At 43.2% G+C, this 23072-nt stretch carries 20 protein-coding genes; 9 read left to right on the forward strand and 11 right to left on the reverse strand.

Translation table 11 applies throughout. The annotated features are described in order from the left end of the window. Window positions 1-53: 53 nt before the first annotated feature. From PSF16_RS00110 to tolC, 3 genes are all read right to left on the reverse strand, one after another. Window positions 54-1214 (reverse strand): glutathionylspermidine synthase family protein, encoded by a 1161-nt coding sequence (locus tag PSF16_RS00110; RefSeq protein WP_036962837.1) that lies wholly within the window; start codon window positions 1212-1214, stop codon window positions 54-56. Window positions 1215-1220: 6 nt separating this feature from the next. Continuing rightward, window positions 1221-1928 carry a DUF1190 family protein gene (locus tag PSF16_RS00115; protein WP_036962839.1) on the reverse strand — a complete coding sequence of 236 codons (708 nt, stop codon included), beginning with the start codon at window positions 1926-1928 and terminating at the stop codon, window positions 1221-1223. A gap of 405 nt (window positions 1929-2333) precedes the next feature. Further along, complete coding sequence (tolC, locus tag PSF16_RS00120) at window positions 2334-3716, reverse strand: outer membrane channel protein TolC (RefSeq protein WP_006659196.1); 1383 nt, start codon at window positions 3714-3716, stop codon at window positions 2334-2336. A gap of 309 nt (window positions 3717-4025) precedes the next feature. Between tolC and nudF the strand changes: the two genes are divergently transcribed. The 7 genes from nudF to ftsP all read left to right on the forward strand — a co-directional run bounded on the left by nudF (window position 4026) and on the right by ftsP (window position 13030). After that, on the forward strand, window positions 4026-4664 hold the full coding sequence (nudF, locus tag PSF16_RS00125) for an ADP-ribose diphosphatase (RefSeq protein WP_006662955.1): 639 nt from the start codon (window positions 4026-4028) through the stop codon (window positions 4662-4664). Between the two features lie 133 nt (window positions 4665-4797). After that, a complete protein-coding gene (gene cpdA, locus PSF16_RS00130; RefSeq protein ID WP_006659198.1) occupies window positions 4798-5637 on the forward strand; it encodes a 3',5'-cyclic-AMP phosphodiesterase in 840 nt (279 codons plus the stop codon). Next, on the forward strand, window positions 5637-6227 hold the full coding sequence (yqiA, locus tag PSF16_RS00135) for an esterase YqiA (protein WP_272688590.1): 591 nt from the start codon (window positions 5637-5639) through the stop codon (window positions 6225-6227). The genes cpdA and yqiA overlap by 1 nt, the downstream gene beginning before the upstream one ends. A gap of 118 nt (window positions 6228-6345) precedes the next feature. Continuing rightward, window positions 6346-8241 carry a DNA topoisomerase IV subunit B gene (gene parE / locus PSF16_RS00140; protein WP_272688591.1) on the forward strand — a complete coding sequence of 632 codons (1896 nt, stop codon included), beginning with the start codon at window positions 6346-6348 and terminating at the stop codon, window positions 8239-8241. 36 nt (window positions 8242-8277) lie between these two features. Beyond that, window positions 8278-10533, forward strand: coding sequence for a DNA topoisomerase IV subunit A (gene parC / locus PSF16_RS00145; RefSeq protein ID WP_006662956.1), 2256 nt, complete (start codon window positions 8278-8280; stop codon window positions 10531-10533). 57 nt (window positions 10534-10590) lie between these two features. Beyond that, window positions 10591-11319 (forward strand): 1-acylglycerol-3-phosphate O-acyltransferase, encoded by a 729-nt coding sequence (locus PSF16_RS00150; protein WP_006662957.1) that lies wholly within the window; start codon window positions 10591-10593, stop codon window positions 11317-11319. Window positions 11320-11614: 295 nt separating this feature from the next. Then, a complete protein-coding gene (gene ftsP / locus PSF16_RS00155; protein WP_272688592.1) occupies window positions 11615-13030 on the forward strand; it encodes a cell division protein FtsP in 1416 nt (471 codons plus the stop codon). A gap of 44 nt (window positions 13031-13074) precedes the next feature. On the opposite strand, the gene PSF16_RS00160 is transcribed toward ftsP, so the two are convergent. Then, entirely contained in the window at window positions 13075-13689 is a 615-nt protein-coding gene (locus tag PSF16_RS00160) for a LysE family translocator (RefSeq protein WP_006659204.1), read from the reverse strand. 202 nt (window positions 13690-13891) lie between these two features. On the opposite strand from PSF16_RS00160, the gene folA reads away from it, so the two are divergent. Further along, complete coding sequence (gene folA, locus PSF16_RS00165; RefSeq protein WP_006659205.1) at window positions 13892-14386, forward strand: type 3 dihydrofolate reductase; 495 nt, start codon at window positions 13892-13894, stop codon at window positions 14384-14386. Between the two features lie 79 nt (window positions 14387-14465). Here the strand turns inward: folA and apaH are convergent, their stop codons facing one another. From apaH to lptD, 6 genes are all read right to left on the reverse strand, one after another. Next, window positions 14466-15293: a bis(5'-nucleosyl)-tetraphosphatase (symmetrical) ApaH gene (apaH, locus tag PSF16_RS00170; RefSeq protein ID WP_006659206.1), complete on the reverse strand. Its 828-nt coding sequence runs from the start codon at window positions 15291-15293 to the stop codon at window positions 14466-14468. A 2-nt stretch (window positions 15294-15295) separates the two neighbouring features. Next, window positions 15296-15673, reverse strand: a complete 378-nt coding sequence (apaG, locus tag PSF16_RS00175) for a Co2+/Mg2+ efflux protein ApaG (RefSeq protein ID WP_006659207.1) — start codon at window positions 15671-15673, stop codon at window positions 15296-15298. 18 nt (window positions 15674-15691) lie between these two features. Then, on the reverse strand, window positions 15692-16501 hold the full coding sequence (gene rsmA, locus PSF16_RS00180; RefSeq protein WP_006662959.1) for a 16S rRNA (adenine(1518)-N(6)/adenine(1519)-N(6))-dimethyltransferase RsmA: 810 nt from the start codon (window positions 16499-16501) through the stop codon (window positions 15692-15694). After that, on the reverse strand, window positions 16498-17490 hold the full coding sequence (gene pdxA / locus PSF16_RS00185) for a 4-hydroxythreonine-4-phosphate dehydrogenase PdxA (RefSeq protein WP_006662960.1): 993 nt from the start codon (window positions 17488-17490) through the stop codon (window positions 16498-16500). The genes rsmA and pdxA overlap by 4 nt, the downstream gene beginning before the upstream one ends. Next, window positions 17471-18793 (reverse strand): peptidylprolyl isomerase SurA, encoded by a 1323-nt coding sequence (gene surA, locus PSF16_RS00190; protein WP_272688593.1) that lies wholly within the window; start codon window positions 18791-18793, stop codon window positions 17471-17473. The genes pdxA and surA overlap by 20 nt, the downstream gene beginning before the upstream one ends. A 68-nt stretch (window positions 18794-18861) precedes the next feature. Next, entirely contained in the window at window positions 18862-21231 is a 2370-nt protein-coding gene (gene lptD, locus PSF16_RS00195) for an LPS assembly protein LptD (RefSeq protein ID WP_272688610.1), read from the reverse strand. Between the two features lie 204 nt (window positions 21232-21435). On the opposite strand from lptD, the gene djlA reads away from it, so the two are divergent. Continuing rightward, window positions 21436-22251, forward strand: coding sequence for a co-chaperone DjlA (gene djlA, locus PSF16_RS00200; RefSeq protein ID WP_272688594.1), 816 nt, complete (start codon window positions 21436-21438; stop codon window positions 22249-22251). 140 nt (window positions 22252-22391) lie between these two features. Here the strand turns inward: djlA and rluA are convergent, their stop codons facing one another. Next, window positions 22392-23042 carry a bifunctional tRNA pseudouridine(32) synthase/23S rRNA pseudouridine(746) synthase RluA gene (rluA, locus tag PSF16_RS00205; protein ID WP_006659213.1) on the reverse strand — a complete coding sequence of 217 codons (651 nt, stop codon included), beginning with the start codon at window positions 23040-23042 and terminating at the stop codon, window positions 22392-22394. Window positions 23043-23072: the final 30 nt, after the last annotated feature.

Consider the following 23072-nt stretch of genomic DNA (forward strand, 5'->3'; position numbering starts at 1 on the left):
TTTCGTCGCCGCTTTTTGTTTATTTGATGCTGTTTTACCAAGCTAATAGTGAATTAGTCGAGGATGATGTGCGGATAGAAACGGGATAAGTCTTGAGTAATCAATTCCTTATCTTCGCGGATACAGATCCCCGCAGGCTGGTCGTTAACTAACCAGCTTCCCACTAATGTATAGCTGCCTTCAAATTTTGGCAGTGGATGGAACTGCTGGATAATCATTCCTTCTTCACCGTAAGGGCCATCTGCTGACGCAATTTCTTTGCCATTTTCGATGACACGGATATTGGCACCTTCGCGAGAGAATAATGGTTTAATTACATAGCTCTCAAGTTCCGGTTTGTTACCATCGGCAAAATAGGCAGGCAGCAAATTTGGATGATTAGGGAACATTTCCCATAACATTGGCAGCAGGGCTTTGTTGGAAACAATACTTTTCCAAGCCGGCTCTAACCAACGAACACCGGCATCTTGCAGTTTGGTGGAGAAAATTTCTCTGAGCATAAATTCCCATGGATACAGTTTGAACAGGTTACTAATGACCTGATCTTGTGTATCGGTGAATTCGCCTTTCTCGCCTAATCCGATTTCATCAATATATAGAAATTCGGTAGCCACACCCGCTTCGTTCGCGCAATCTTGCAAATATTGTACGGTGCCACGATCTTCCTCAGTATCTTGGCAGCATGCCATATGCAATAAACGGAAACCGTATTGATCTTTGAGCTCAGTAAAACGTTCAATGAGCTGCTCTTGGATGCTATTAAATTGGTCAGCATTTTCAGGCAGTTTGCCCGCTTCAATTTGATCTTCGAGCCAAATCCATTGGAAAAAAGCAGATTCATACAGTGATGTTGGTGTATCTGCGTTGTTCTCTAATAGCTTCGGTGGATTGACGCCATCGTAAGCTAAGTCAAGACGGGAATATAATGATGGCTGTTCGCTTTTCCATGAACTGCGTACAAATTCCCAGCAATGCTTAGGAATTTGGAAACGAGCGAGTAATTCATCACTTTCGACGACACGCTCAACAACCTTAAGGCACATTTGGTGAATTTCAGCAGTTGCCTCTTCAATTTCTTCAACTTGGGCTAGCGTGAATTGGTAATAGGCATCTTCAGACCAGTACGGTTCGCCGTACATAGTGTGGAAGTGAAAACCAAACTCATCCGCTTTTTCGCGCCAGTTAGGACGCTCGACAATAGGAACACGTTTCATTACTTATCAACCACCCATAGAGCGGGAAGAGGTTGAGCCTGATTTCGCAGACGAAGATGAACGCTGTGCTGTTGCTTGTTTATTAACGGTATCACCGAAACCTCCACGAGTAATTGTAGAGGTTGTGGCTGGTTTTGGCGCCATAGCCGTTTTTGGTACGCTCATTGAACGACCACCCGCAACAGCAGGACCGTAGCTTTTACCTGTCGCATCAACAAATTTACCGTTTGCTGGGCTGGCTGGGTTTTTAGAGCTGAAAAGTGGCTGAGATGGTGCGCCTCCGCCCATCATACGACCCATCATGTAGCCCATCATTAATGGCATCCACATGCTACCACTGCTTTGTGGCTGAGCGGCTTGTTCGCCTGCAGCTGGGGTGCTTGTACCCGCAATACCTGCTTGAGCTGGTGCTTGAGTACACATCGCTTCACCGAACTCCGCAACGCAATCTTCTTGAGTGGCATATTTTGGTGCTGTTTTTGCAGCTTCGTTCAATGCGTTGTTATACGCAAGAGTACATTGCTCTGCTTGAGAGGGATTGGCTTGGCTACAGTCTTGTGCGTTGGTGTACAGAGAAACTGTTTCATCGCTCTCTTCACATGCAGACAGCATAAATACAGCACTCACTGCTACAGCAACAGGTGCTAAACGGTATGAGCGCCAAGACTTACGGAAGGCGTTCTGATTAATATTTTTGGTGCGCTTCATGGTCATGGTAATTACCTTGAATAAATAATAAGTAAGAGGTTCGAGATATTGCCTCTAGAATAGGGGATATAAGATAAAAATTAAAGTACAAATGCTGCACAAATAATGGGAAATGATGGATTTAGCGATATTGATTCCATTTTTATAGAATGTTGGTTAAATCTAACGCCAAGCAATTCTTATTTTTCTTTGATATCAATAAATTAATTATGGTGATTTTTTAATTAATGTTGCAATTAACATAAGTCAGAATTGACTGAATTTTAAGGATAGATTGAATAAATAATGCAATAAGTTATTCATTATCTAGAGAACTGCAATTTCGCGTTATTTTCAAATAAGCTCTTGGGTGATAAGGGTAAAAAAATAGCCCGCCACTGGGCGAGCTATCTAACTGACTGAACCAAATGATTATTTAATTTTTGGTGCTGTTGAGTTACGAATAATGCTATCAGGTGAGGTTTGAATCTCTTTACCTAGGCTAGCATTTAAACGAGCGATATCATCTTCGTTTAATGTGCCGCGTGCAAATTCGATATTCAGTTGGTTAATCATATAATCGTAACGAGCGTTAGACAGATTTTGCTTCGCTTGATATAGCGCAGTTGTTGCTGTTAACACATCAACGATAGTACGAGTACCCACTTGGTAGCCAGCTTCCATCGCATCTAATGAGCTCTGTGCAGACACAACAACTTGTTTATATGCGTTGATGCTACTGATTGACGACGTTACGTTGTTATAGGATGAGCGTACTAATTGGATTACGTTACGGTAAACGCTTTCTAACTGCTCACTTGCACTTTGGAAACCATATTGTGCTTGTTCAACTTGTGAGCTTACAGCACCACCAGAATAAAGTGGGAGGCTTAATGTTAAGCCGATGCTGTTTTGGCCGTTATAATTGTTGCTTGCGCCACCGGTACGATCATAACCACTGCCATGATTGTAGGTGTTTGCAACGCTAGTCGATGCATCTAATCCTACAGTAGGCATATGACCTGTTTCTGCTAAACGGATGTTTTCACGCGAAACGTCTTGTGCTAAACGTGCACTAAGAAGGCTTAAGTTACGCAGCTCTGCATCTTTTAAGATGGCTTCAACATTGTCTGGGTTTGCTGTTTTAAAACGGTCGATATTTAAAGACGCTAATTGGCTATAGTAAACACCGCTAACTTGGCGAAGTTTTTCGACTGCGTTGACTAAGTCGTTGCGACCCGCAACTTCTTGTGCAATAACGCTATCATAGTTTGCTCGGGCGTTTTGCACGTCAGTGATTGCCACTAAACCAACATTAAAACGTTGAGTTGTTTGGTCTAATTGACGGTAAACAGCTTCTTTATTAGCTTGGATGTAAGATAACGCATCAATCGCTTTTAATACGTTAAAATATGCAGTTGCTGTATCTAAAATGAGCTGTTGTTGGCTTGTTTGGTAGGTAACATCAGAAATTCCAGCTGTTTTCTCTTGAATATCCAACTGACGCCATTTTGACATATCAAATACAACTTGGGTCAATTTCAATGATGCATTAAGACCAGTACTCTCAGTGTTGCTTGCATCACGGTAACCGCTGCCATAAGTTGCTCCAGCGCCTAAGCCAAGTTGCGGTAACAGTGGGCTACGTGCTTGATTGATTTTTTCAAAAGCTTGATTACGTTCAGCAAATGATTTTCTGAGCTCAGGGTTACTTTCTTTGGATTTTTGGTAAACCTGAAGTAAATCTTCTGCATAACTATTAGCACTGAGACCCACAAAACTCATCGCAATAAAAAGGGGAAGCAGTTTCTTCATTTGGATTCCTTGATTAAACAGCAAATTATGTTGAGCCTGTTATCTAAAACTTATCATGTTATTGAACAATGATAGGCAGTTGGAACTCTGAAAAGAGAGACCGTTCTCAAAACAGACCCTATTGTTGCTCATAAATTTGAATAATGGCGCACATTGTAACAGAGGTGAGGCACCGATAACGGTAGCCTTTTGTGCCATTTAGTCCTAATTAGTTTAAACATTACCTCATCTAAGGTTAAAAAACCTTAAAAACTGATTTAATCCTGTCATCTTTCTTAGTATAAAAATGAAGGGATTAGGAGAATATCAATGAATAATAAAATCGAAAATCCGATTAAATACAGTAAAAATGATATTGAAATTATATCTAAGCGTAAATTATTTAACGGTTTTTTTCAAATGATTGAGTATCGATTCAAACATCGATTATTTGAAGGCGGATGGAGCAAAGAGATTGTTCGTGAAGTATTTGAAAGAGGGCATGCAGGCGCAATACTTCCTTATGATCCTCAAACGGATAATGTCGTATTAATTGAACAAATACGCTTTCCTGCATTTGAATCAAGTGAAACACCTTGGTTACTAGAGATAGTCGCGGGAATGATAGAAGAAAATGAATCCCCTGAAGACGTTGTGCGCCGCGAATCAACAGAAGAAGCGGGACTGACCATTGGACGCATCGAAAAATCAGTAAGTTATTTATCGAGCCCAGGAGGAACTAGCGAACGTATTCATGTTTTCGTTGGTGAAGTCGATAGTTCTCAAGCAAAAGGGATTCATGGTCTCGCGTCAGAAAATGAAGATATCCGAGTGCATGTGGTGAGCAGAGAGCAAGCTTATCAATGGGTTGAAGAGGGTAAAATTGACAATGCGGCGACAGTGATTGCCATTCAATGGCTACAACTTCATCACCAAAAACTGCATGAAAAATGGGTGAAACCGATTTAAATAACCACTAATCTAATGAAGTGTGTGCTGATTAGCAGATATTAAGTGAATAGTTAGGTTAAAATCAGAGACCTATGCACTTCTCGATTTAGGTGATAATACTTAGCGCTATTTTTAAGGATAAAGGAATACTTTGGACAGCCAGCTTAAAGTGACTGCTAATAACCCTAACGTTATTAGAATCTTACAAGTTACTGATACGCATCTTTTTGCTGATACGGAAAACACCCTTTTAGGGATCAATACTTACCGAAGCTATCAGGCGGTACTTGATGCGATTGCAGAACAAAACTTACCTGTCGATTTAATTGTCGCGACAGGCGACCTCGTTCAAGACCAATCCCCTAAAGCCTATCAACATTTTGCGGCTGGGATTGAGCGTATTCCTGCGCCTTGCGTGTGGCTTCCGGGCAATCACGATTACCCACCTGCAATGGTCGGAACCTTGAAAATAGCGGGAATCTCAAGTGCTAAGCAGGTTTTTATTGGTGATGACTGGCAAATTTTAATGTTAGATAGCCAATTACAAGATGTGGCGCACGGTGAGCTTTCTGAGCAGCAATTAGAGTGGATGCAGCAGTGCTTAGATGAGCAACCAACTCGCACGACACTGATTATGCTACACCATCATCCATTACCGTCAGGGTGCACGTGGCTAGATCAGCACAGTTTGCGAAATTCGCATATTTTGGCGGACTACCTCAAGAACTACCCTAATGTGAAGGCGATGTTGTGCGGACATATTCATCAGGAAATGGATGAAAACTGGCATGGTATCCGTTTGTTAGCGACACCATCAACTTGTGTACAATTTAAACCGCACTGCACCAATTTTGCTTTAGATACTGTAGCTCCAGGCTGGCGTTATCTTGAGTTGACGGTTAATGAAAATGGGGAAAAAGTGATTGAAACCCAAGTTCATCGTCTAAATACTCAGGCGTTTAGTCCCGATTTTGATTCTGATGGTTACTAATGGCTACTTTACTGTATATTCATGGTTTTAATAGTTCGCCACTGTCTGAGAAAGCAAATAATCTTAAGCAGTGGTTGGCGGAGCATTATCCACAGATCAATATGGTAGTCCCTCAACTGCCTAATTACCCACAGGAAGCTGCCAACTTACTCGATGGTATTCTTGCAGAACACCAGCATGAAAAAGTCGGTTTAGTGGGCTCTTCATTAGGTGGTTACTTTTCGATTTATTTTTCTGAGCGCTACCAAATTTCTGCGGTATTAGTTAACCCAGCAGTGCGCCCGTTTGATTTGCTTAATGATTATCTTGGGGAAAATACCAATCCGTATACCCACGAAACATATTTGCTCGAACCTAAGCACATGGACGAATTGAAGGCTTTGCATCTTGAAAAGATACAGTCACCAAGCTTACTTTGGTTATTGCAGCAAATGGGGGATGAGGTACTTGATTATCGCCAAGCCGTTGCCTATCTTTCAGAGTGTAAGCAAACGGTGGAACCGGATGGGGATCATGCATTTGTAGGATTTGAACGCTATTTCCCGCAGATCATTCGCTTTTTGTCTCTGGTTGATAACGCAGAGAAATAGTGCGAAAACGCCAATACACTGTTATTATCACCAGTAACTCACTGATTGAACATACCCAATCTCCTTGAATTATTTAGGATATAGTTCAATTAATCACCTATTACCGCAGAATGACAACATGACTCAATCTAGTTATAACGCAGAGGACATTGAAGTTCTCAGTGGTTTGGAGCCTGTTCGCCGTCGTCCTGGCATGTATACCGACACCAGCCGACCGAACCATTTGGCTCAAGAAGTAATTGATAACAGTGTCGATGAAGCTTTAGCAGGGCACGCAGGACACATCCAAGTGATTTTATACCCAGATCAATCCCTCGAAGTGATTGATGATGGGCGAGGTATGCCTGTTGATATCCACCCGGAAATGAAGGTATCTGCCGTTGAGTTAATTTTAGGGCAGCTTCATGCGGGGGGGAAATTCTCCAACAAAAACTATCAGTTTTCAGGTGGCTTGCACGGTGTTGGTATCTCCGTGGTCAATGCGTTATCAAAACGTATTGAAGTGACTGTGCGCCGTGATGGTCAGGTTTATCAGATTGCGTTTGAAAATGGCGACAAAGTTGAAGATTTACAAGTCATTGGCACTTGTGGCAAACGTAATACCGGAACCAGTGTTCATTTTTGGCCAGATGAAAGCTATTTTGATAGCCCACGTTTTTCTGTTTCTCGTTTAACCCATAATTTAAAAGCAAAAGCTGTTTTATGCCCTGGCGTACAAATTACGTTTAAGGATCTGCTCAATGATACTGAGCAAAGCTGGTGCTATAGCGACGGGTTGACTGACTATTTAATGGAGTCAGTGGATGGTTTTGAAGCTTTGCCTGCAAAACCATTTACAGGTGAATTTTCTGCTGAAGTTGAAGCGGCACAATGGGCACTATTATGGTTACCAGAGGGCGGCGAACTCCTAACAGAAAGTTATGTTAACTTGATTCCAACAGCGCAAGGCGGTACCCATGTTAATGGTTTACGCCAAGGCTTATTAGATGCAATGCGTGAGTTCTGTGAATTCCGCAATATTCTGCCGCGTGGCGTGAAATTATCTGCGGATGATATTTGGGATCGTTGCGCCTATGTTTTATCTGTAAAAATGCAAGATCCACAATTTGCGGGGCAGACCAAAGAACGTCTTTCTTCCCGCCAATGTGCCGCGTTTGTTTCCGGTGTGGTGAAAGATGCTTTTAGTTTATGGCTCAACCAAAATGTCCAAGTTGCAGAACAACTGGCGGAAATGGCCATCTCAAGTGCTCAACGTCGCCTTCGCGCATCAAAAAAAGTGGTGCGTAAGAAACTCACGAGTGGTCCGGCTTTACCGGGTAAATTAGCAGATTGCAGCTCTCAAGATTTGTCGATGACCGAATTGTTCTTGGTGGAAGGGGACTCGGCGGGTGGATCAGCAAAACAAGCCCGTGATCGTGAATATCAAGCGATCATGCCTCTACGTGGTAAGATCCTCAATACTTGGGAAGTTTCTTCGGATGAAGTCTTAGCTTCCCAAGAGGTACACGATATTTCCGTGGCAATTGGTATGGATCCGGATAGCGAAGATATCTCGCAGCTGCGTTACGGAAAAGTGTGTATCCTTGCGGATGCGGACTCCGATGGACTGCACATTGCTACATTGTTGTGCGCCTTGTTTGTGCGCCATTTCCCTAAATTGGTCAAAGAGGGGCATGTTTATATGGCAATGCCACCACTATATCGTATTGATTTAGGTAAAGAGACTTACTACGCACTCGATGAAAGCGAAAAAAATGCGGTCCTAGATAGATTAAGCCATAAAAAAGGTAAACCAAACGTCCAGCGCTTTAAAGGACTGGGTGAAATGAACCCGCCGCAATTGCGTGAAACGACGTTAGATCCAAATACTCGCCGCCTCGTTCAGTTAACTATCGATGATGATAATTACACAGAAACCATGTCGAAGATGGACATGCTTCTGGCTAAAAAACGCTCGGAAGATCGTCGTAACTGGCTGCAAGAAAAAGGCGATACGGCAGAAATTGAGGTCTGATCATAATCGGATGAATAAGAGTAAGGAACGTATTGAATGAGTGAAATTACTCATGACGGTGTGGAGCGTTTACCGCTTCATGCCTTTACTGAAAACGCCTATCTGAACTACTCGATGTACGTCATCATGGATAGAGCGTTGCCATTTATCGGCGATGGACTTAAACCAGTTCAGCGCCGAATTGTCTATGCCATGTCCGAGTTAGGGCTGAGCAATACGGCAAAATATAAAAAATCTGCAAGAACCGTTGGTGACGTATTAGGTAAATATCATCCACATGGTGATAGCGCCTGTTATGAAGCGATGGTGTTAATGGCGCAGCCATTCTCCTACCGTTATCCTTTGGTTGACGGCCAAGGAAACTGGGGGGCTCCGGATGACCCGAAATCCTTCGCAGCGATGCGTTATACCGAATCTCGTCTATCAAAATATGCAGAAGTTCTGTTAAGCGAATTAGGTCACGGTACTGTTGATTGGGTACCTAACTTTGACGGCACATTAAATGAGCCGAAAATGTTGCCTGCCCGTCTGCCAAATATTTTATTAAATGGTACCACGGGGATCGCCGTCGGTATGGCGACGGATATTCCACCACATAATGCCCGCGAAGTGGCAAGTGCACTGGTGGCACTACTCGAAAAACCGAAATTAAACCTTGATGAGATCATGCAGTTTATTCCGGGTCCTGACTTCCCGACAGAAGCTGAAATTATCTCGTCACCAGAAGATATTCGTAAAGTTTATCAAAATGGTCGTGGCTCAGTACGTATGCGCGCCGTGTGGGAAAAAGAAGAGGGTAATGCGGTGATCACCGCACTGCCTCATCAAGTTTCTGGGGCGAAAATTTTGGAGCAGATCGCCAACCAAATGCGTGCGAAAAAGCTGCCAATGGTGGAAGATCTACGTGATGAATCGGATCACGAAAACCCAACTCGTTTAGTGATCGTGCCACGCAGTAACCGTGTGGATCTTGAGCAAGTGATGACTCACTTGTTTGCAACGACGGATCTCGAAAGAAGTTACCGTGTTAACTTAAACATGATTGGTTTAGATAACCGTCCGGCAGTGAAAGGGCTGGTGGAGATCCTCAACGAGTGGATCACCTATCGCCGCCAAACGGTACGTAATCGCTTAAACCACCGTTTAGAAAAAGTATTAAGACGCCTGCATATTTTGGATGGCTTACTCATCGCGTATTTGAATATCGATGAAGTGATTGAAATTATTCGTAATGAAGATGAGCCAAAAGCGGTTCTCATGTCGCGTTTTAATATTAGCGATACGCAAGCCGAAGCAATTTTAGAATTAAAACTGCGCCACTTAGCGAAACTCGAAGAGATGAAAATTCGCGGTGAACAGGATGAATTAGCCAAGGAGCGCGATGAGTTACAAGCTATTTTAGGCTCTGAAGCACGTTTGAATACCTTGATTAAAAAGGAAATTCAAGCGGATGCTAAAGCGTATGGTGATGATCGCCGTTCGCCATTACAGGAGCGTGAAGAAGCAAAAGCACTGAGTGAGCATGAGATTTTACCTTCGGAACCGATTACCGTTGTCTTGTCTGATATGGGCTGGGTGCGTAGTGCGAAAGGGCATGATATTGAACCAAGCAACCTTAGCTACAAAGCGGGTGATAGCTTCAAAGGTGCTGCACGAGGTAAGTCTAATCAGGCGGCAGTGTTCCTTGATAGCACCGGGCGTAGTTACTCAATAGATCCGTTGGAATTGCCTTCTGCACGTAGCCAAGGTGAGCCACTTACGGGTAAATTGACATTACCGCCGGGTGCGACGATTGAGCATGTGCTGATGGCGCCGGAAGAGCAGAAATACTTAATGGCATCTGATGCGGGTTATGGTTTTATTTGCACCTTTAATGATTTGGTGACGAAGAATAAAACTGGTAAGGCGTTGATGTCACTACCTGAAAATGCAAAAGTAATGGCGCCAATTGAGCTAAATAACGAAAAAGAAGATTTGTTATTAGCCATCACGAAAGCGGGTCGTATGTTATTATTCCCGGTGTCTGACCTCCCACAATTATCCAAAGGGAAAGGGAATAAGATTATTAATATCACTGGCGCACAAGCGGCAAGTGGTGAAGATCTGCTAGTTTGGTTAATGGTAATACCGCCACAAGCCTCTATCACGCTCTATTTTGGTAAGCGTAAACTGAAATTTAAATCAGAAGACTTACAAAAATACCGTGCGGAGCGTGGACGTAAAGGAACCTCTTTACCTCGCGGTTTACATAACATTGAACGTATTGATGTCGATTCTGTGAATGCAGAATAAAAATAAAAGATAATTCAAGGGCTTGTTTAAAGCCCTTTTCATAAGTTAAGGAATATTATGCTAGCGCTAATTAGAGCTATCATTGTGATCATATTTACGATTTGTGTGTGTGTAGGCGGAAGTATTTACTGCTTATTTAGCCCACGGAATCCAAAACATGTGATGACGTTTGGTCGTATGTTTGGGCGTTTATCCCCAGTGTTTGGCATCAAAATGATTGACCGGGTTCCTGCGAAAGCGAAGGATTATGGCCCAAGTATTTATATTGGTAATCACCAAAATAACTATGACATGGTGACCATGTCGAACGGTGTTCAACCAAGAACGGTCACGGTGGGGAAAAAAAGCCTTGTTATGATCCCGTTTTTTGGTTTTTTGTATTGGATCACCGGTAATATATTGATTGACCGTGGGAATCGTTCTAAAGCGCATAATACCATTTCACAGGTTGCTGAACAGATTAAATCTCGTCAGATTTCAGTGTGGATGTTCCCTGAAGGAACACGCAGCCGTGGTCGTGGTTTACTGCCATTTAAAACAGGTGCATTCCATGCAGCGATTGCGGCGGGTGTACCCATTGTTCCTGTCTGCGTTTCTACGACACAAAATAGAATCAGCTTGAATCGTTGGAATAATGGTCATGTGATTATTGAAATGTTAGATCCAATTGATACATCTAAATATTCTAAAGATCAGGTTCGTGAGCTGTCAGAATATTGCCATGACTTGATGGAAGCTAAAATTAAAGAATTAGATAAAGAAGTCGATGAGCTGAATAAACGCTAATCAAGTGTATTGAAGGTGGGGTGTTATTGAGAGCATCCCACCATTTTATCCCCGTTGTTATTTAACCCACCTGCAATTATCACCACTTGAATTTATTATATTTTAATTAGTGATACATATATTTTTAGAATTCTATGTCCTTTCGCGATATGATGGCTCGCAAATTTATCACAAGATAAATTATTGAATTCCAAATTGTGGTATCACCAGCACATACTTAAAAATACTCAGATAAGCCACTAATTTTTAATGGTTTATTAAAATAATTTGCTGGTTTTTATTTAGCGGAGAATCTATGTTATTCAGTCGTTGCCGATCATTGCTGATTAGCGGGTTGGCTGTGTGCTTATTACAGGTATCAACTCATGCGAGTGCAGAAGGAACGACCGCACTCCCTGTTCCACCCTTGTTAGAATCCCGTTCGGGACAGCCTCTCTTTTTAACATTACAAAAAATCCATTGGTCTTTTGATGGTAAATATTCGGCAGAAGTTTTAGGGATTAATGGCTCTTATCCAGGACCTACGATCCGCGTTAAAAAAGGGGATGATCTCAAACTTATTTATAGCAACAGGCTACCTGATGCGGTTTCGATGACTATTAGCGGATTACAAATACCGGGTACGCAAATTGGTGGTGCAGCAAGGCAAATTTCGCCAAATGCGGATTGGTCGCCAGTGATCCCTATTCGCCAAAATGCTGCAACGCTTTGGTATCATGCGAATACTCAAGGGAAAATGGGGCAGCAAGTCTACAATGGTCTACTGGGAATGTGGATTATTGATGATGATTCTACCAAAGAGCTACGTTTACCTAAGCATTACGGTGTCGATGATTTCCCTATTATTATTCAAGATAAGCGCTTAGATAATTTTGGAGCCCCTGAATATCACGTTGATGAAAATGGATTTCTTGGGGATACACTCGTGGTTAATGGGGTACAAGACCCTTATATTGAGGTTTCTCGTGGTTGGATACGTTTACGCTTATTGAATGCATCTAACTCTAGACGTTATGTCATGAAAATTAGTGATGGGCGTCCTTTTATCATGATTGGCTCTGATCAAGGATTATTAACGGTTCCCGCGAGTGTTCAAGAGTTGCCGCTTGCGCCGGGAGAACGTCGTGAAGTCTTGATTGATATGGCTAAAACTCAAGAGTTAACGATAACGGCAGGGGAGTCCGCATCGTTAATGGATCGCGTAAAAGGGTTATTTGAGCCTTCTAATAACTTAATCTCGACCAATGTGTTAACCATCAAAGCAACAGGATTAATGTCGCTGGTGACGGATGATGTTCCAAAACAATTAGTTTTGGATACAACGCAAATTACGTCGTCAATCACCAATCGTGAGATTCAATTGAATGATCCTGTGGGGATCAACGGTGCAAAATTAGATACCGTTCGTGTGGATATCACCTCTCGCCAAGGTAGCTGGGAGCGTTGGAATGTGAGTAGCCAACAGCCACAGGCGTTCCACATTGAAGGTGTTCGATTCAAAGTTATTAATTGTAACGGTCAACCCGCTCAACCCGATAATTTTGGTTGGAAAGACACAGTTTGGATTGATGGGCGTTGTGAGCTACTAGTTCAAATGATGCAACCATCATATAACCACTTCCCATTCTTGTTTTATAGCCAAAATTTAGAGAAAGCGGATTTAGGCTCCGCAGGGCAATTGGTCATTACACCAGAAGATAGTGCTAACTAATAAAAGATAATGCCCCATTATTTGGGGCTTTATCATTTTCAGCATTAACTTAACGCAACACGCACGCCAAAGGCGACAAGTACCACTCCGAGTACTTTATCCACATATTTTTGGACTTTAGCTAACCCTTTTCTGACAGGGGTGCTTTGAATCAATAAAACTAAAATCGGCCAATAAATCACTGCAAGACCCCAAATAATAAAGGCGAACCACAGCTTTTCTGAGAATGTAGAATCGACACTGAGTACTTGCGTAAAAATGGCTAAGAAGAATAAAGTGGCTTTAGGATTCAATACATTACATAAGAAGCCTTGCATAAAAGCCTTTTTAAACGTCACATGCTCATGTTGATTGGTAGTCAAATCAATGCGTTGGACTTTTTGTGGCATGAGGCTTTTTAGTCCAATCCAGATTAAATAGGCAGCACCAGCATACTTAAGAATATTAAATAGCCATGGCGTGGTGGTAATCAACACGGCAAGACCTGCCACGCAATAGGACATGTGAAGTGCAATGGCGACGATAATACCGAAGGCGGTCATCATAGCGGCAGAACGTTGGTAGCGTGCTGCGTTTTTGATAATTAAAAAGAAATCTGGACCGGGTGAAACCATGCCAAGGGCGGCAATCGTCGCGACCATGATACTGGTCTGATACATAATGTAATCTCTTTATTTTAGGTTGAACTAAACTGAGTAATAAGGGACTAAAAGCGTTGTAAAAATCGTTTAGTGCATTGACTTGATTCGTTCGAGTATAAGGGATTGCGTCGTATTTAAGGAAGATTAAATTTAGTCGACGTAGTATGTCTGTTTCCGTATAGTGTGCACAATTTTTATATTTTGTTTCTAAGGTGGTTAGATGAATATTAGCTTAATCGCAGCAATGGCGTTCGATCAGGTTATCGGCATGGAAAATGCGATGCCTTGGAATTTACCTGGTGATTTGGCGTGGTTTAAACGTCAAACATTGAATAAACCTGTGATTATGGGACGCGTGACTTATGAAGCGTTAGGCCGCCCTTTACCACAGCGTGTTAATATTGTTTTAAGTAGTCAAGCAGGGACTGAAACCGGTGTTATCTGGGTTAAATCCATTGAAGAAGCATTAGAAGCTGCGAAAGCAGTTGAAGGTGCCGATGAAATTATGGTGATTGGTGGTGGCAAGGTTTACCAGCAGTTTCTACCACTCGCCAATAAACTGTATTTGACCCATGTAGATGCGGAAGTGATTGGAGATACACATTTCCCTGCCTATGAACCCGATGAATGGGATTCTATTTTCACTGAGTATCACGAAGCAGACGAAGCGAATAGCCACGGTTTCTGCATTGAAGTTCTGACTCGTCGCGTCTAATCGTTGTTGGTCTAGTCAATAAAAATGGCACTGTTAGGTGCCATTTTACTATCTATCATTTTGGTATCTGAGAAAACACTTACTCTTTACGACGTTTTTGGTGAGATTTTTGTCTATGGAATGTTTTAGTTTCCCAGTGAAGCAGCGTTAAATCTCCTCCCCAGCAACAACCCGTATCCATTGCATACACATGCTCTGGTGTAAATTTACCTTCCAGTGATGCCCAATGACCAAAGAAAATTGAGTAATCTTCAGGGAATTGACTTGGTAGAGAAAACCACGGTTTTAAAGGCGCAGGGGCTTTAGCTGGGCTTTCTTTGCAGTCCATATCCAGCTGACCATTAGGAAAACAATAGCGCAGACGGGTAAGGGCATTCGTACTGTAGCGTAAACGTGCGAGCCCCATTAAGCTCTCAGACCAATTGTTTGGCATATCACCATACATCGAGTCAATAAAAAGTGGGTAGGCATCGCTAGATAAAACGGCTTCCACTTCTCGAGCACACATTTTGGCTGTTTCGAGATCCCACTGAGGAGTTATCCCTGCGTGGGTCATGACCATTTTTTGGTCTTCGTCGACTTGCAACAGTGGCTGGCGGCGTAACCAATTGATTAATTCATCAATATCAGGCGCATTCAGTAGCTCATCAAGATGGTCTTTGGGTTTATTACGGCTAATTTTGCAATAAATACCAATTAAGTGTAGGTCATGATTGCCAAGTACTAATCGTGCAGATGACCCTAAGCTTTTCACGTAGCGCAATACTTGCAGTGAATCGGGACCGCGGGCGACAAGATCACCTGTTAGCCATAATGTATCTTGCTGTGGATCGAAACTCACGCTATCAAGAAGTTCCCGCAGCTCACGATAACAACCGTGTATATCACCTACAATATATGTGGACATAATCAATTAATCAGTGTTGGGATGGCGAGACGAAATGCAGGAATATCAACATGGAAGTGATTTCCTTGGTCGCTCAGCATGACGTAATAGCCTTCCATCGTACCCATTGGTGTTTCTAATATTGCACCGCTGGTATAGCGATATTCCTTGCCCGGTAAAATCACGGGTTGTTCGCCAACCACGCCTTCACCTTGCACTTCAGTTTTACGGCCATCACTATTGGTAATGAGCCAATACCGGCTCATTAACTGTATCGGGACTCGCCCTACATTACGGATACAAATGGTATACGCAAAGACGAAACGGGCGATCTCAGGTTGGGATTGGCTTTCTATGTAGACACTTTGAACTTGGATGCTCACATTAGGATCATTCAGCATTGTGCCTCCTCAGATTCTCTATTCCGATAAATTACACAGATAGTTTGCCATCTTACAATAGTGCTCAACAGAGATATTTTCAGCGCGTGTACCTGGGTCGATACCCAACTCGGTTAACTGCTCAACACTGAATAAATCCCCAAGACTATTGCGGACAGTTTTACGACGTTGGTTAAATGCTTGAGTTGTAATACGGCTTAATACTTTAATATCCTTCACAGGGTATGGATTTTCCTTGTGAGGGATCAATCTTACTACTGCTGAATCCACTTTTGGTGGCGGGGCAAAAGCGGTTGGTGGAACTTCGAGCACAGGAACAACATTGCAGTAATATTGTGCCATAACACTTAAACGACCATAAGCTTTGCTCCCCGGACCTGCGACTAACCGGTTAACCACTTCCTTCTGTAACATGAAGTTCATGTCGGAAATTTGGTTGGTGAATGTAAACAGATGGAACATCAACGGGGTTGAGATGTTATAAGGCAAATTACCAAAGACACGTATTGGCTGTCCAGCTTGTTTTGCCAGTTCACCGAAGTCTACAGTCATCGCATCTTGTTGGATGATGGTCAGTTTATCTTTCAATTGAGGATGGACGTGCAGGCGAGCGGCGAGATCGCGGTCAAGCTCAACTACCGTCATTTTATCCATGCGGCTACCAACAGGCTCAGTTAATGCACCAAGACCGGGACCAATTTCTACAATGGCTTGTCCTGGTTGCGGGTGCATAGCATCCACAATACTGTCGATAATAAATTGGTCAGTTAAAAAGTTCTGCCCGAAACGTTTGCGGGCAAGGTGCCCCTGATGGACTCGATTATTCATGAATTCTTTTGTGTCATTTGGATAGCTAATTTCAATGCGGTGATAAAACTGCCCGCATCGGCTTGACCCGTACCTGCTAATTCAAGCGCTGTGCCGTGATCGACGGAAGTACGGATAAATGGCAGACCAAGGGTAATATTTACCGCTCTGCCGAAACCTTGGTATTTTAACACAGGTAGTCCCTGATCGTGATACATCGCCAATACAGCGTCTGCATCCTCTAAATACTTCGGTTGGAATAAGGTGTCTGCGGGTAACGGACCCATTAAGGTCATACCTTGTTTACGCAGTGTTTCTAGGGCTGGAATGAGGGTATCAATCTCTTCCGTTCCCATATGTCCGCCTTCTCCTGCATGCGGGTTAAGTCCACAAACATAAATATGCGGGTTTTCAATGCCAAACTTAGTTTGCAGATCATGATGCAAAATGGTGATGACTTCATGCAAGCTTTGCTGAGTTATCGCATCGGACACATCTTTTAACGGGAGGTGCGTGGTGGCTAAGGCAACACGTAGCTCTTGGGTTGCGAGCATCATCACAACGCGGTCACAGTGGCTTCTATCAGCAAAAAACTCAGTATGACCGCTGAATGGAATGCCTGCATCATTAATAATGCCTTTGTGAACCGGTCCCGTCACAATGGCAGAAAATTCGCCATTCAAACAACCATCACAGGCACGGGCTAAGGTTTCAGTGACGTATTCGCCATTACGAACATTCAGCTTTCCAGGCTCAGCAGGCACGTTCAACGAAACAGGAACAATGGAAAGGTGACTTGCCATGGACGATTGCGGCTGATCTGCATGATATTCGTGCAGAGTTAATGGCAAGTTGAGCATCTTAGCACGTTGAAGAAGTAAATCCGGATCGGCACAAGCGACTAATTCAACTGGCCATGCTTGTTGAGCCAGCTGAATCAGGAGATCCGGACCTACCCCGGCTGGTTCGCCGGGGGTGATGATAATGGGCTTATTTTGCTTGTTCATCATTAGATTGGCTTTGGCGACCATCGACGATATTCACATAAGCTGCTGCGCGCTGTTCTTGCATCCAAGTCTGCGCTTCTTCGTTAAACTTACGGTTGAACAGTAAACGGTACGCTTGATCTTTCTTCGCCGCATCAGTTTTATCGACACTACGAGTATCTTCTAATTGAATTAAGTGCCAGCCGAAACTTGAAGGAACAGGTTGGCTGATTTCGCCTTTTTTCAGTTTCATTAACGCATCACGGAATGCTGGGTCGTAAACATCTGGCATGTTCCAGCCTAACTCACCGCCTTTTAATGCGCTACCTGGGTCTTCAGAGTTCTCTTTAGCGGCTTCTTCAAATGAAATTCTACCGTTACGGATCTCTTGAGCCAGCTGAGTCAGTTTTTGTCTTGCTGTGGCATCATCCATAATTGGTGATGATTTCAGTAAGATATGACGCGCTTTAACTTCAGTGACGGAAATTGGCTGGTGAGTATCACCACTAACTTCATTTACACGTAAAATATGGAAGCCAACACCAGAGCGGATTGGACCGACGATGTCGCCTTTCTTCGCATTTTTTAGTTCATCAGAAAATACGACAGGCAGCTCTTGCAGACGTGACCAACCCATGTTTCCACCTTTCAGTGCTTGAGGGTCAGCAGAGTAAGCAATCGCTAATTTACCGAAATCAGAGCCTTTTTTCAGGTCAGTTAAGATTTTATCAACTAACGATTCTGCTTTTGATAACTGTTCAGGCGTTGGGTTCTCTGGCAGTGGGATCAGAATGTGACTTAAATTTACGCCTTTCTGAGCATTCATTTGAGAATCCATTTGCTCAGCTAATGCATCAACTTCCTGAGGCAAAATGGTGATACGGCGGCGAACTTCATTGTTACGCACTTCCGCTAATAGCATTTCTTTACGGATTTCGCTACGGTATTTGGCAATGTTAATGCCATCTGCCGTCAGGCGTTTTTCCATCTGAGGTAAGGTTAAATTGTTTTGGCGAGCAATATCCGCGATAGTCGCATTCACGGCTTCTTCAGGGATGTTAATCTGCATTTGGTTAGCCATCTGCAACATGATGTTATCCATAACCAAACGGTCGATGATTTGCTGGCGCAGGGTTTGATCATCAGGAACTTGTTGATTTGCATTACGTGCATTCAACTTCACTGTATTGATCATATTCTGGACGTCGCTTTCCAGTACAACTCCGTTGTTGACAACCGCAGCCACTTTATCCATTTGCTGTGGCGCAGCTAAACTTGCAGAGCTTGCGAACATCAGTCCCAGAATAAGCGTTCTCCAATTCTTCATAATGGTCCTATAAAATTGACTTTTATTCCGCATATGCGGGCTAATCGTGATCGTTATGTTGTTTGTTATCAGAAAGCACGTTGATAAGGAATAATACCTTGTTTCAACATCTCCTGACTACCTAAACTATGATTGTTATTTAGGCCTCTAAGTTCCACGTTGATTGACCATTTATTATCATATTCGCTGTTGAACTTCTCTTTTTGCCAACCCACAATCTTACGTTCATACCCTAAATTGACTGCCCAACAGCACGCATTGTATTGTAATCCGACGAGCTGGCTCGCTGATTGTTGCTGCTTGGTATCATAATAGTAAGAGCCCACAAAGCCCCAGTTGTCACTTAACGGCCAGCTAACCACGGTACCAACTTGTGAAATACCTTGTTGGTATTCAGGGAGTGTATAAGTATAGCCACCAGCGGTATCTTCACGACGGAACGTGGCTTGGATATAGTCACGGTCAACAAAGCGGTAATTCAGCTGAATCAGTCTATCGGCATCAAAGCGATATTCAGTAACCGCATTTCCCATGGTGACACTGCCGAGGCGACGGTCATATTGTAAACCACCACGAATACCCCAGTTTTCATCAATATGCCACATGGCATCGGTTGCCCACATTAATGAACCGGTATCACTCTTGTCATCAATTTTCAGATTTGAGTTACCTGCGCGAGGGCGTTCTAAATAGTAAATTTGCCCAACGGAGAAATTAAATTTCTCAGCTAAGTTTTCATCATAAATACGGGTGGTGACACCGGTGGTGAACTGGTTTGCAGAGGCAATACGGTCTAAGCCACTGTAAATACGATCACGGAACAGACCAGTATAGTCAGACTGTAAGAGTGCGGAGTCGTAGTTATTGATATTGTCCTGATCTTTGTACGGAATATATAAGTATTGGACGCGCGGTTCTAAGGTTTGAACAAAATCACTGCCTTGATATAGGTTGCGTTCAAAAACGACCTTTGCATCACTCTTGAACATTGGCAGTACGCGGGTGACATTTTTGTCTAAGCCGCTGTCTTGTCTTACATCAGGAATATCTTGGTCGTAATGGGTTGCCATTAATTTAATGCTGTTATTCATCTGAGCCCAGCCATTGGACAGCGGCATGCTGACTTCCGGCTCGATATGCAAACGCGTCGCATCTGGGTTATTTTCACCTACACTGGTAAAGCGGGCAGCTTGTGCATAGGTATGGAAATCCAACATACCGACGTTATTTTGATAATAGTTAAAATCGATTTGTGGCTCAGCTTTATATGCACGGCGGTTGGGGTCATCAACGAAGACTTGGAATTGTTTATGAGATACTTTCATATTCCAGTTTGTATCTGAATAGCCGACATTAAATTTTTGCGTGGCATAACCATCGGTGGTACTACCGTACTGAGAGCTAAAATCAGTAAAGTATTGGCGGTCACTTACCTTGGTATAATCTGCACCAAAGTTCCAGTGTTGAGCAAAGGTGCCTGAATGACGCCAGTAGAATAACCAACGGTCATCGCTGTCACGTGCATCTCGTTTACCATTCTCTTTATCTTTTATATAAGCACGGTCATGGTTGATAAAATCGAAAGCTATGGTGCCTGTACCAGGTGTAATTAAATAACGGAATTCGTTATTTAATTTAACGCCACGGTGAGTCATAAACTGTGGTGTGATAGTAGCATCGTAATTCGGGGCAATGTTCCAATAATACGGGAGTGTGAATTCCAGTCCGTCATTATTTGAATAGCTTCCCATCGGGATCAAGAAACCAGAACGACGTTTACTACCAATTGGTAGCTGCATATATGGACTATAAAATACAGGGACATCCGCAATACGGAAGCGTGCATGCCAAATCTCAGCCACTTCTTCTTCACGGTCAATAATGACTTCAGAGCCTGCAACGCTCCAGGTATTACTTCCCGGTAAACAGCTGGTGAAGGTTCCGTTTTCCATAATGGAATAGCGGTTTTCACCTCGCATTTTCATTTTTTTCGCTTCACCGCGACCCTGACGACCTACCATCATGTAGTTACCGTCATCAACATCAGTATTTTTGTTATCTAAATTCGACCATGCGGAAGGTCCCTTCAGGATAATCTGAGGGTCATCATAATGAACGTTACCCGTTGCCGTCACTTCACGAACAGGTTCTTCACCGTTTTTTTGGGTTTGCGTCAGTTTGACCTTATCTGCGGTGAGAGTTTGGTTACCCTGTTGAATATCAACATTGCCTGTATATTCGACAAAATTAGGGTATTCCCCAGTGGTAGCGTTAGCTTGAATTTTAATCGGTAAACTATTGGAGTCGCCAGTGACCAGCGGTTTGTCATAAACAGGCACCCCAAGCATACATTGTGCTGCAAGATCAGCATGTGCTTGCTGGCTATAAATAGCCGCCCATACCATGGTGGCGATTATTGTGGGATAACTTTTTTTCATCATTAAATAAGGAGTCCGTCAAATGGGCACAGTCGGCAAACGCTCAAAGACTATCTTAGCCAATCCGTTTTCGCCAGCATAATATCAAAACTGTGGCGTTCGTTGTTAGCAACTTGTTAGGCTCTTTATCGTTATGCACAAAAGCAGAATGGATAGTATGATAATGCAAAATTGCATTCTGAGCATTGAAGAATTGAGGGATATATGCACTATTGGGGTAAAATTATTGGGGTGATACTCGCTATTGTCTCCGGTTTAGGGTTTTGGGGAGCACTAGCAGGCTTACTCATTGGACACGGTTTTGATAAAGCCTCGGCTCAACGTAAGTTCGCCAGCTCCATCAATAAGCGCGATAGACAAATTATTTTCTTCGCGAGTACCTTCCAAATACTAGGGCATTTAACCAAGTCGAAAGGGCGTGTTACTGAGACAGACATTCAGTTAGCGTCGAATTTGATGGATAGAATGCAACTGCATGGGGAAACGCGTAAAGCGGCTCAGCAAGCCTTTAGAGAAGGGAAATCGCCAGAGTTTCCACTACGTGATGTTTTAAAGCAATTGCGTATGGCATGTTATGGTCGGCATGACCTAATTCAGATGTTTCTGGAAATTCAACTGCAAGCTGCTTTTGCCGATGGCTCATTGCATCCGAATGAAAAGAAAGTGCTGTTAATCATTGCAGAAGAGCTCGGCATTTCCCAAGTTCAGTTCGAACAGTTCTTGAGTATGATTCAAAGCGGTCGTCAGTTTGGTCATGGTTACTCTCAACAGCAGTCTGGGGGATACTATCAGCAAAATAATGGACCGACGCTGGAAGATGCTTGCAAAGTGCTTGGTGTCGCTGTGGATGATGAGCCGACAAAAATTAAGCGCGCATACCGTAAGCTGATGAGTGAACACTATCCGGATAAGCTGGTAGCAAAAGGGTTACCGCCGGAAATGATGGAGATAGCTAAGCAAAAAGCGCAGTCAATTCAAGCCGCTTATGATCTAGTCAAAAAAGAACGAGGCTTCAAATAATTTCCCCACTATATTTTGTACTTCGGTGTTATTGGCTTCGCAGGATTCCCTAGTTACGCAGTTATCTACGTGCCTAGGGATTTATTCAATCGGCATGACCTTGCGGTAGTCTGCGTGATTAGGGAAATTCGACGCGACAGTTAGAAGTCTGGCTGGCAAGTAAAATGCATTGGCGTACCATACTCTGGATGTGTGATATAGAGCTCCTGAGCATGTAATTGCAAACGTGGTGCCAATGCTAATGCTTCTTCATGAGCATAGAATCTATCCCCAAGGATTGGATGCCCCAGTGCCAACATGTGCACACGTAATTGATGCGAGCGCCCAGTAATGGGGGAAAGTTTAACTCGTGTGGCTTGCTCTTCATATTCCAGAACAAGGTATTCGGTTTGTGCCGATTTACCCGTTTCAAAACAGACTTTCTGCTTAGGGCGATTCGGCCAATCACAAATTAGTGGTAAATCCACCAAGCCTTCGGGCTTTTCTAAATGACCCCATACGCGCGCAACATAGTGTTTTTTGGGCTCACGCTCTCGAAATTGGCGTTTGAGTTCCCGCTCAGCGGCTTTGTGCAGCGCAACCACCATTACTCCGCTGGTTGCCATATCCAAACGGTGAACAGATTCAGCAGCAGGGTGATCTCGCTGAATACGGCTCATAATGCTGTCATGGTGCTCAGGGGCTTTCCCTGGCACTGAAAGCAGACCGCTAGGCTTGTTTACTACGATGATATGTTCATCTTGGTAAAGGACATATAGCCAAGGGTCTGTTGGCGGATTATAGGGTAACATTTTTTATCCTTCATTCTTCACGCTGTAGCG

Origin of the sequence: Providencia sp. PROV033 (assembly GCF_028484855.1) — a bacterium.
Taxonomy (GTDB): domain Bacteria; phylum Pseudomonadota; class Gammaproteobacteria; order Enterobacterales; family Enterobacteriaceae; genus Providencia; species Providencia alcalifaciens.

What these genes read in the sequence shown, in the direction of transcription:
- PSF16_RS00110 (WP_036962837.1), bottom strand. Translation starts at nt 1,214, where the DNA reads ATGAAACGTGTTCCTATTGTCGAGCGTCCTAACTGGCGCGAAAAAGCG.
- PSF16_RS00115 (WP_036962839.1), bottom strand. Translation starts at nt 1,928, where the DNA reads ATGACCATGAAGCGCACCAAAAATATTAATCAGAACGCCTTCCGTAAG.
- tolC (WP_006659196.1), bottom strand. Translation starts at nt 3,716, where the DNA reads ATGAAGAAACTGCTTCCCCTTTTTATTGCGATGAGTTTTGTGGGTCTC.
- nudF (WP_006662955.1), top strand. Translation starts at nt 4,026, where the DNA reads ATGAATAATAAAATCGAAAATCCGATTAAATACAGTAAAAATGATATT.
- yqiA (WP_272688590.1), top strand. Translation starts at nt 5,637, where the DNA reads ATGGCTACTTTACTGTATATTCATGGTTTTAATAGTTCGCCACTGTCT.
- parE (WP_272688591.1), top strand. Translation starts at nt 6,346, where the DNA reads ATGACTCAATCTAGTTATAACGCAGAGGACATTGAAGTTCTCAGTGGT.
- parC (WP_006662956.1), top strand. Translation starts at nt 8,278, where the DNA reads ATGAGTGAAATTACTCATGACGGTGTGGAGCGTTTACCGCTTCATGCC.
- PSF16_RS00150 (WP_006662957.1), top strand. Translation starts at nt 10,591, where the DNA reads ATGCTAGCGCTAATTAGAGCTATCATTGTGATCATATTTACGATTTGT.
- ftsP (WP_272688592.1), top strand. Translation starts at nt 11,615, where the DNA reads ATGTTATTCAGTCGTTGCCGATCATTGCTGATTAGCGGGTTGGCTGTG.
- PSF16_RS00160 (WP_006659204.1), bottom strand. Translation starts at nt 13,689, where the DNA reads ATGTATCAGACCAGTATCATGGTCGCGACGATTGCCGCCCTTGGCATG.
- folA (WP_006659205.1), top strand. Translation starts at nt 13,892, where the DNA reads ATGAATATTAGCTTAATCGCAGCAATGGCGTTCGATCAGGTTATCGGC.
- apaH (WP_006659206.1), bottom strand. Translation starts at nt 15,293, where the DNA reads ATGTCCACATATATTGTAGGTGATATACACGGTTGTTATCGTGAGCTG.
- apaG (WP_006659207.1), bottom strand. Translation starts at nt 15,673, where the DNA reads ATGCTGAATGATCCTAATGTGAGCATCCAAGTTCAAAGTGTCTACATA.
- rsmA (WP_006662959.1), bottom strand. Translation starts at nt 16,501, where the DNA reads ATGAATAATCGAGTCCATCAGGGGCACCTTGCCCGCAAACGTTTCGGG.
- pdxA (WP_006662960.1), bottom strand. Translation starts at nt 17,490, where the DNA reads ATGATGAACAAGCAAAATAAGCCCATTATCATCACCCCCGGCGAACCA.
- surA (WP_272688593.1), bottom strand. Translation starts at nt 18,793, where the DNA reads ATGAAGAATTGGAGAACGCTTATTCTGGGACTGATGTTCGCAAGCTCT.
- lptD (WP_272688610.1), bottom strand. Translation starts at nt 21,231, where the DNA reads ATGAAAAAAAGTTATCCCACAATAATCGCCACCATGGTATGGGCGGCT.
- djlA (WP_272688594.1), top strand. Translation starts at nt 21,436, where the DNA reads ATGCACTATTGGGGTAAAATTATTGGGGTGATACTCGCTATTGTCTCC.
- rluA (WP_006659213.1), bottom strand. Translation starts at nt 23,042, where the DNA reads ATGTTACCCTATAATCCGCCAACAGACCCTTGGCTATATGTCCTTTAC.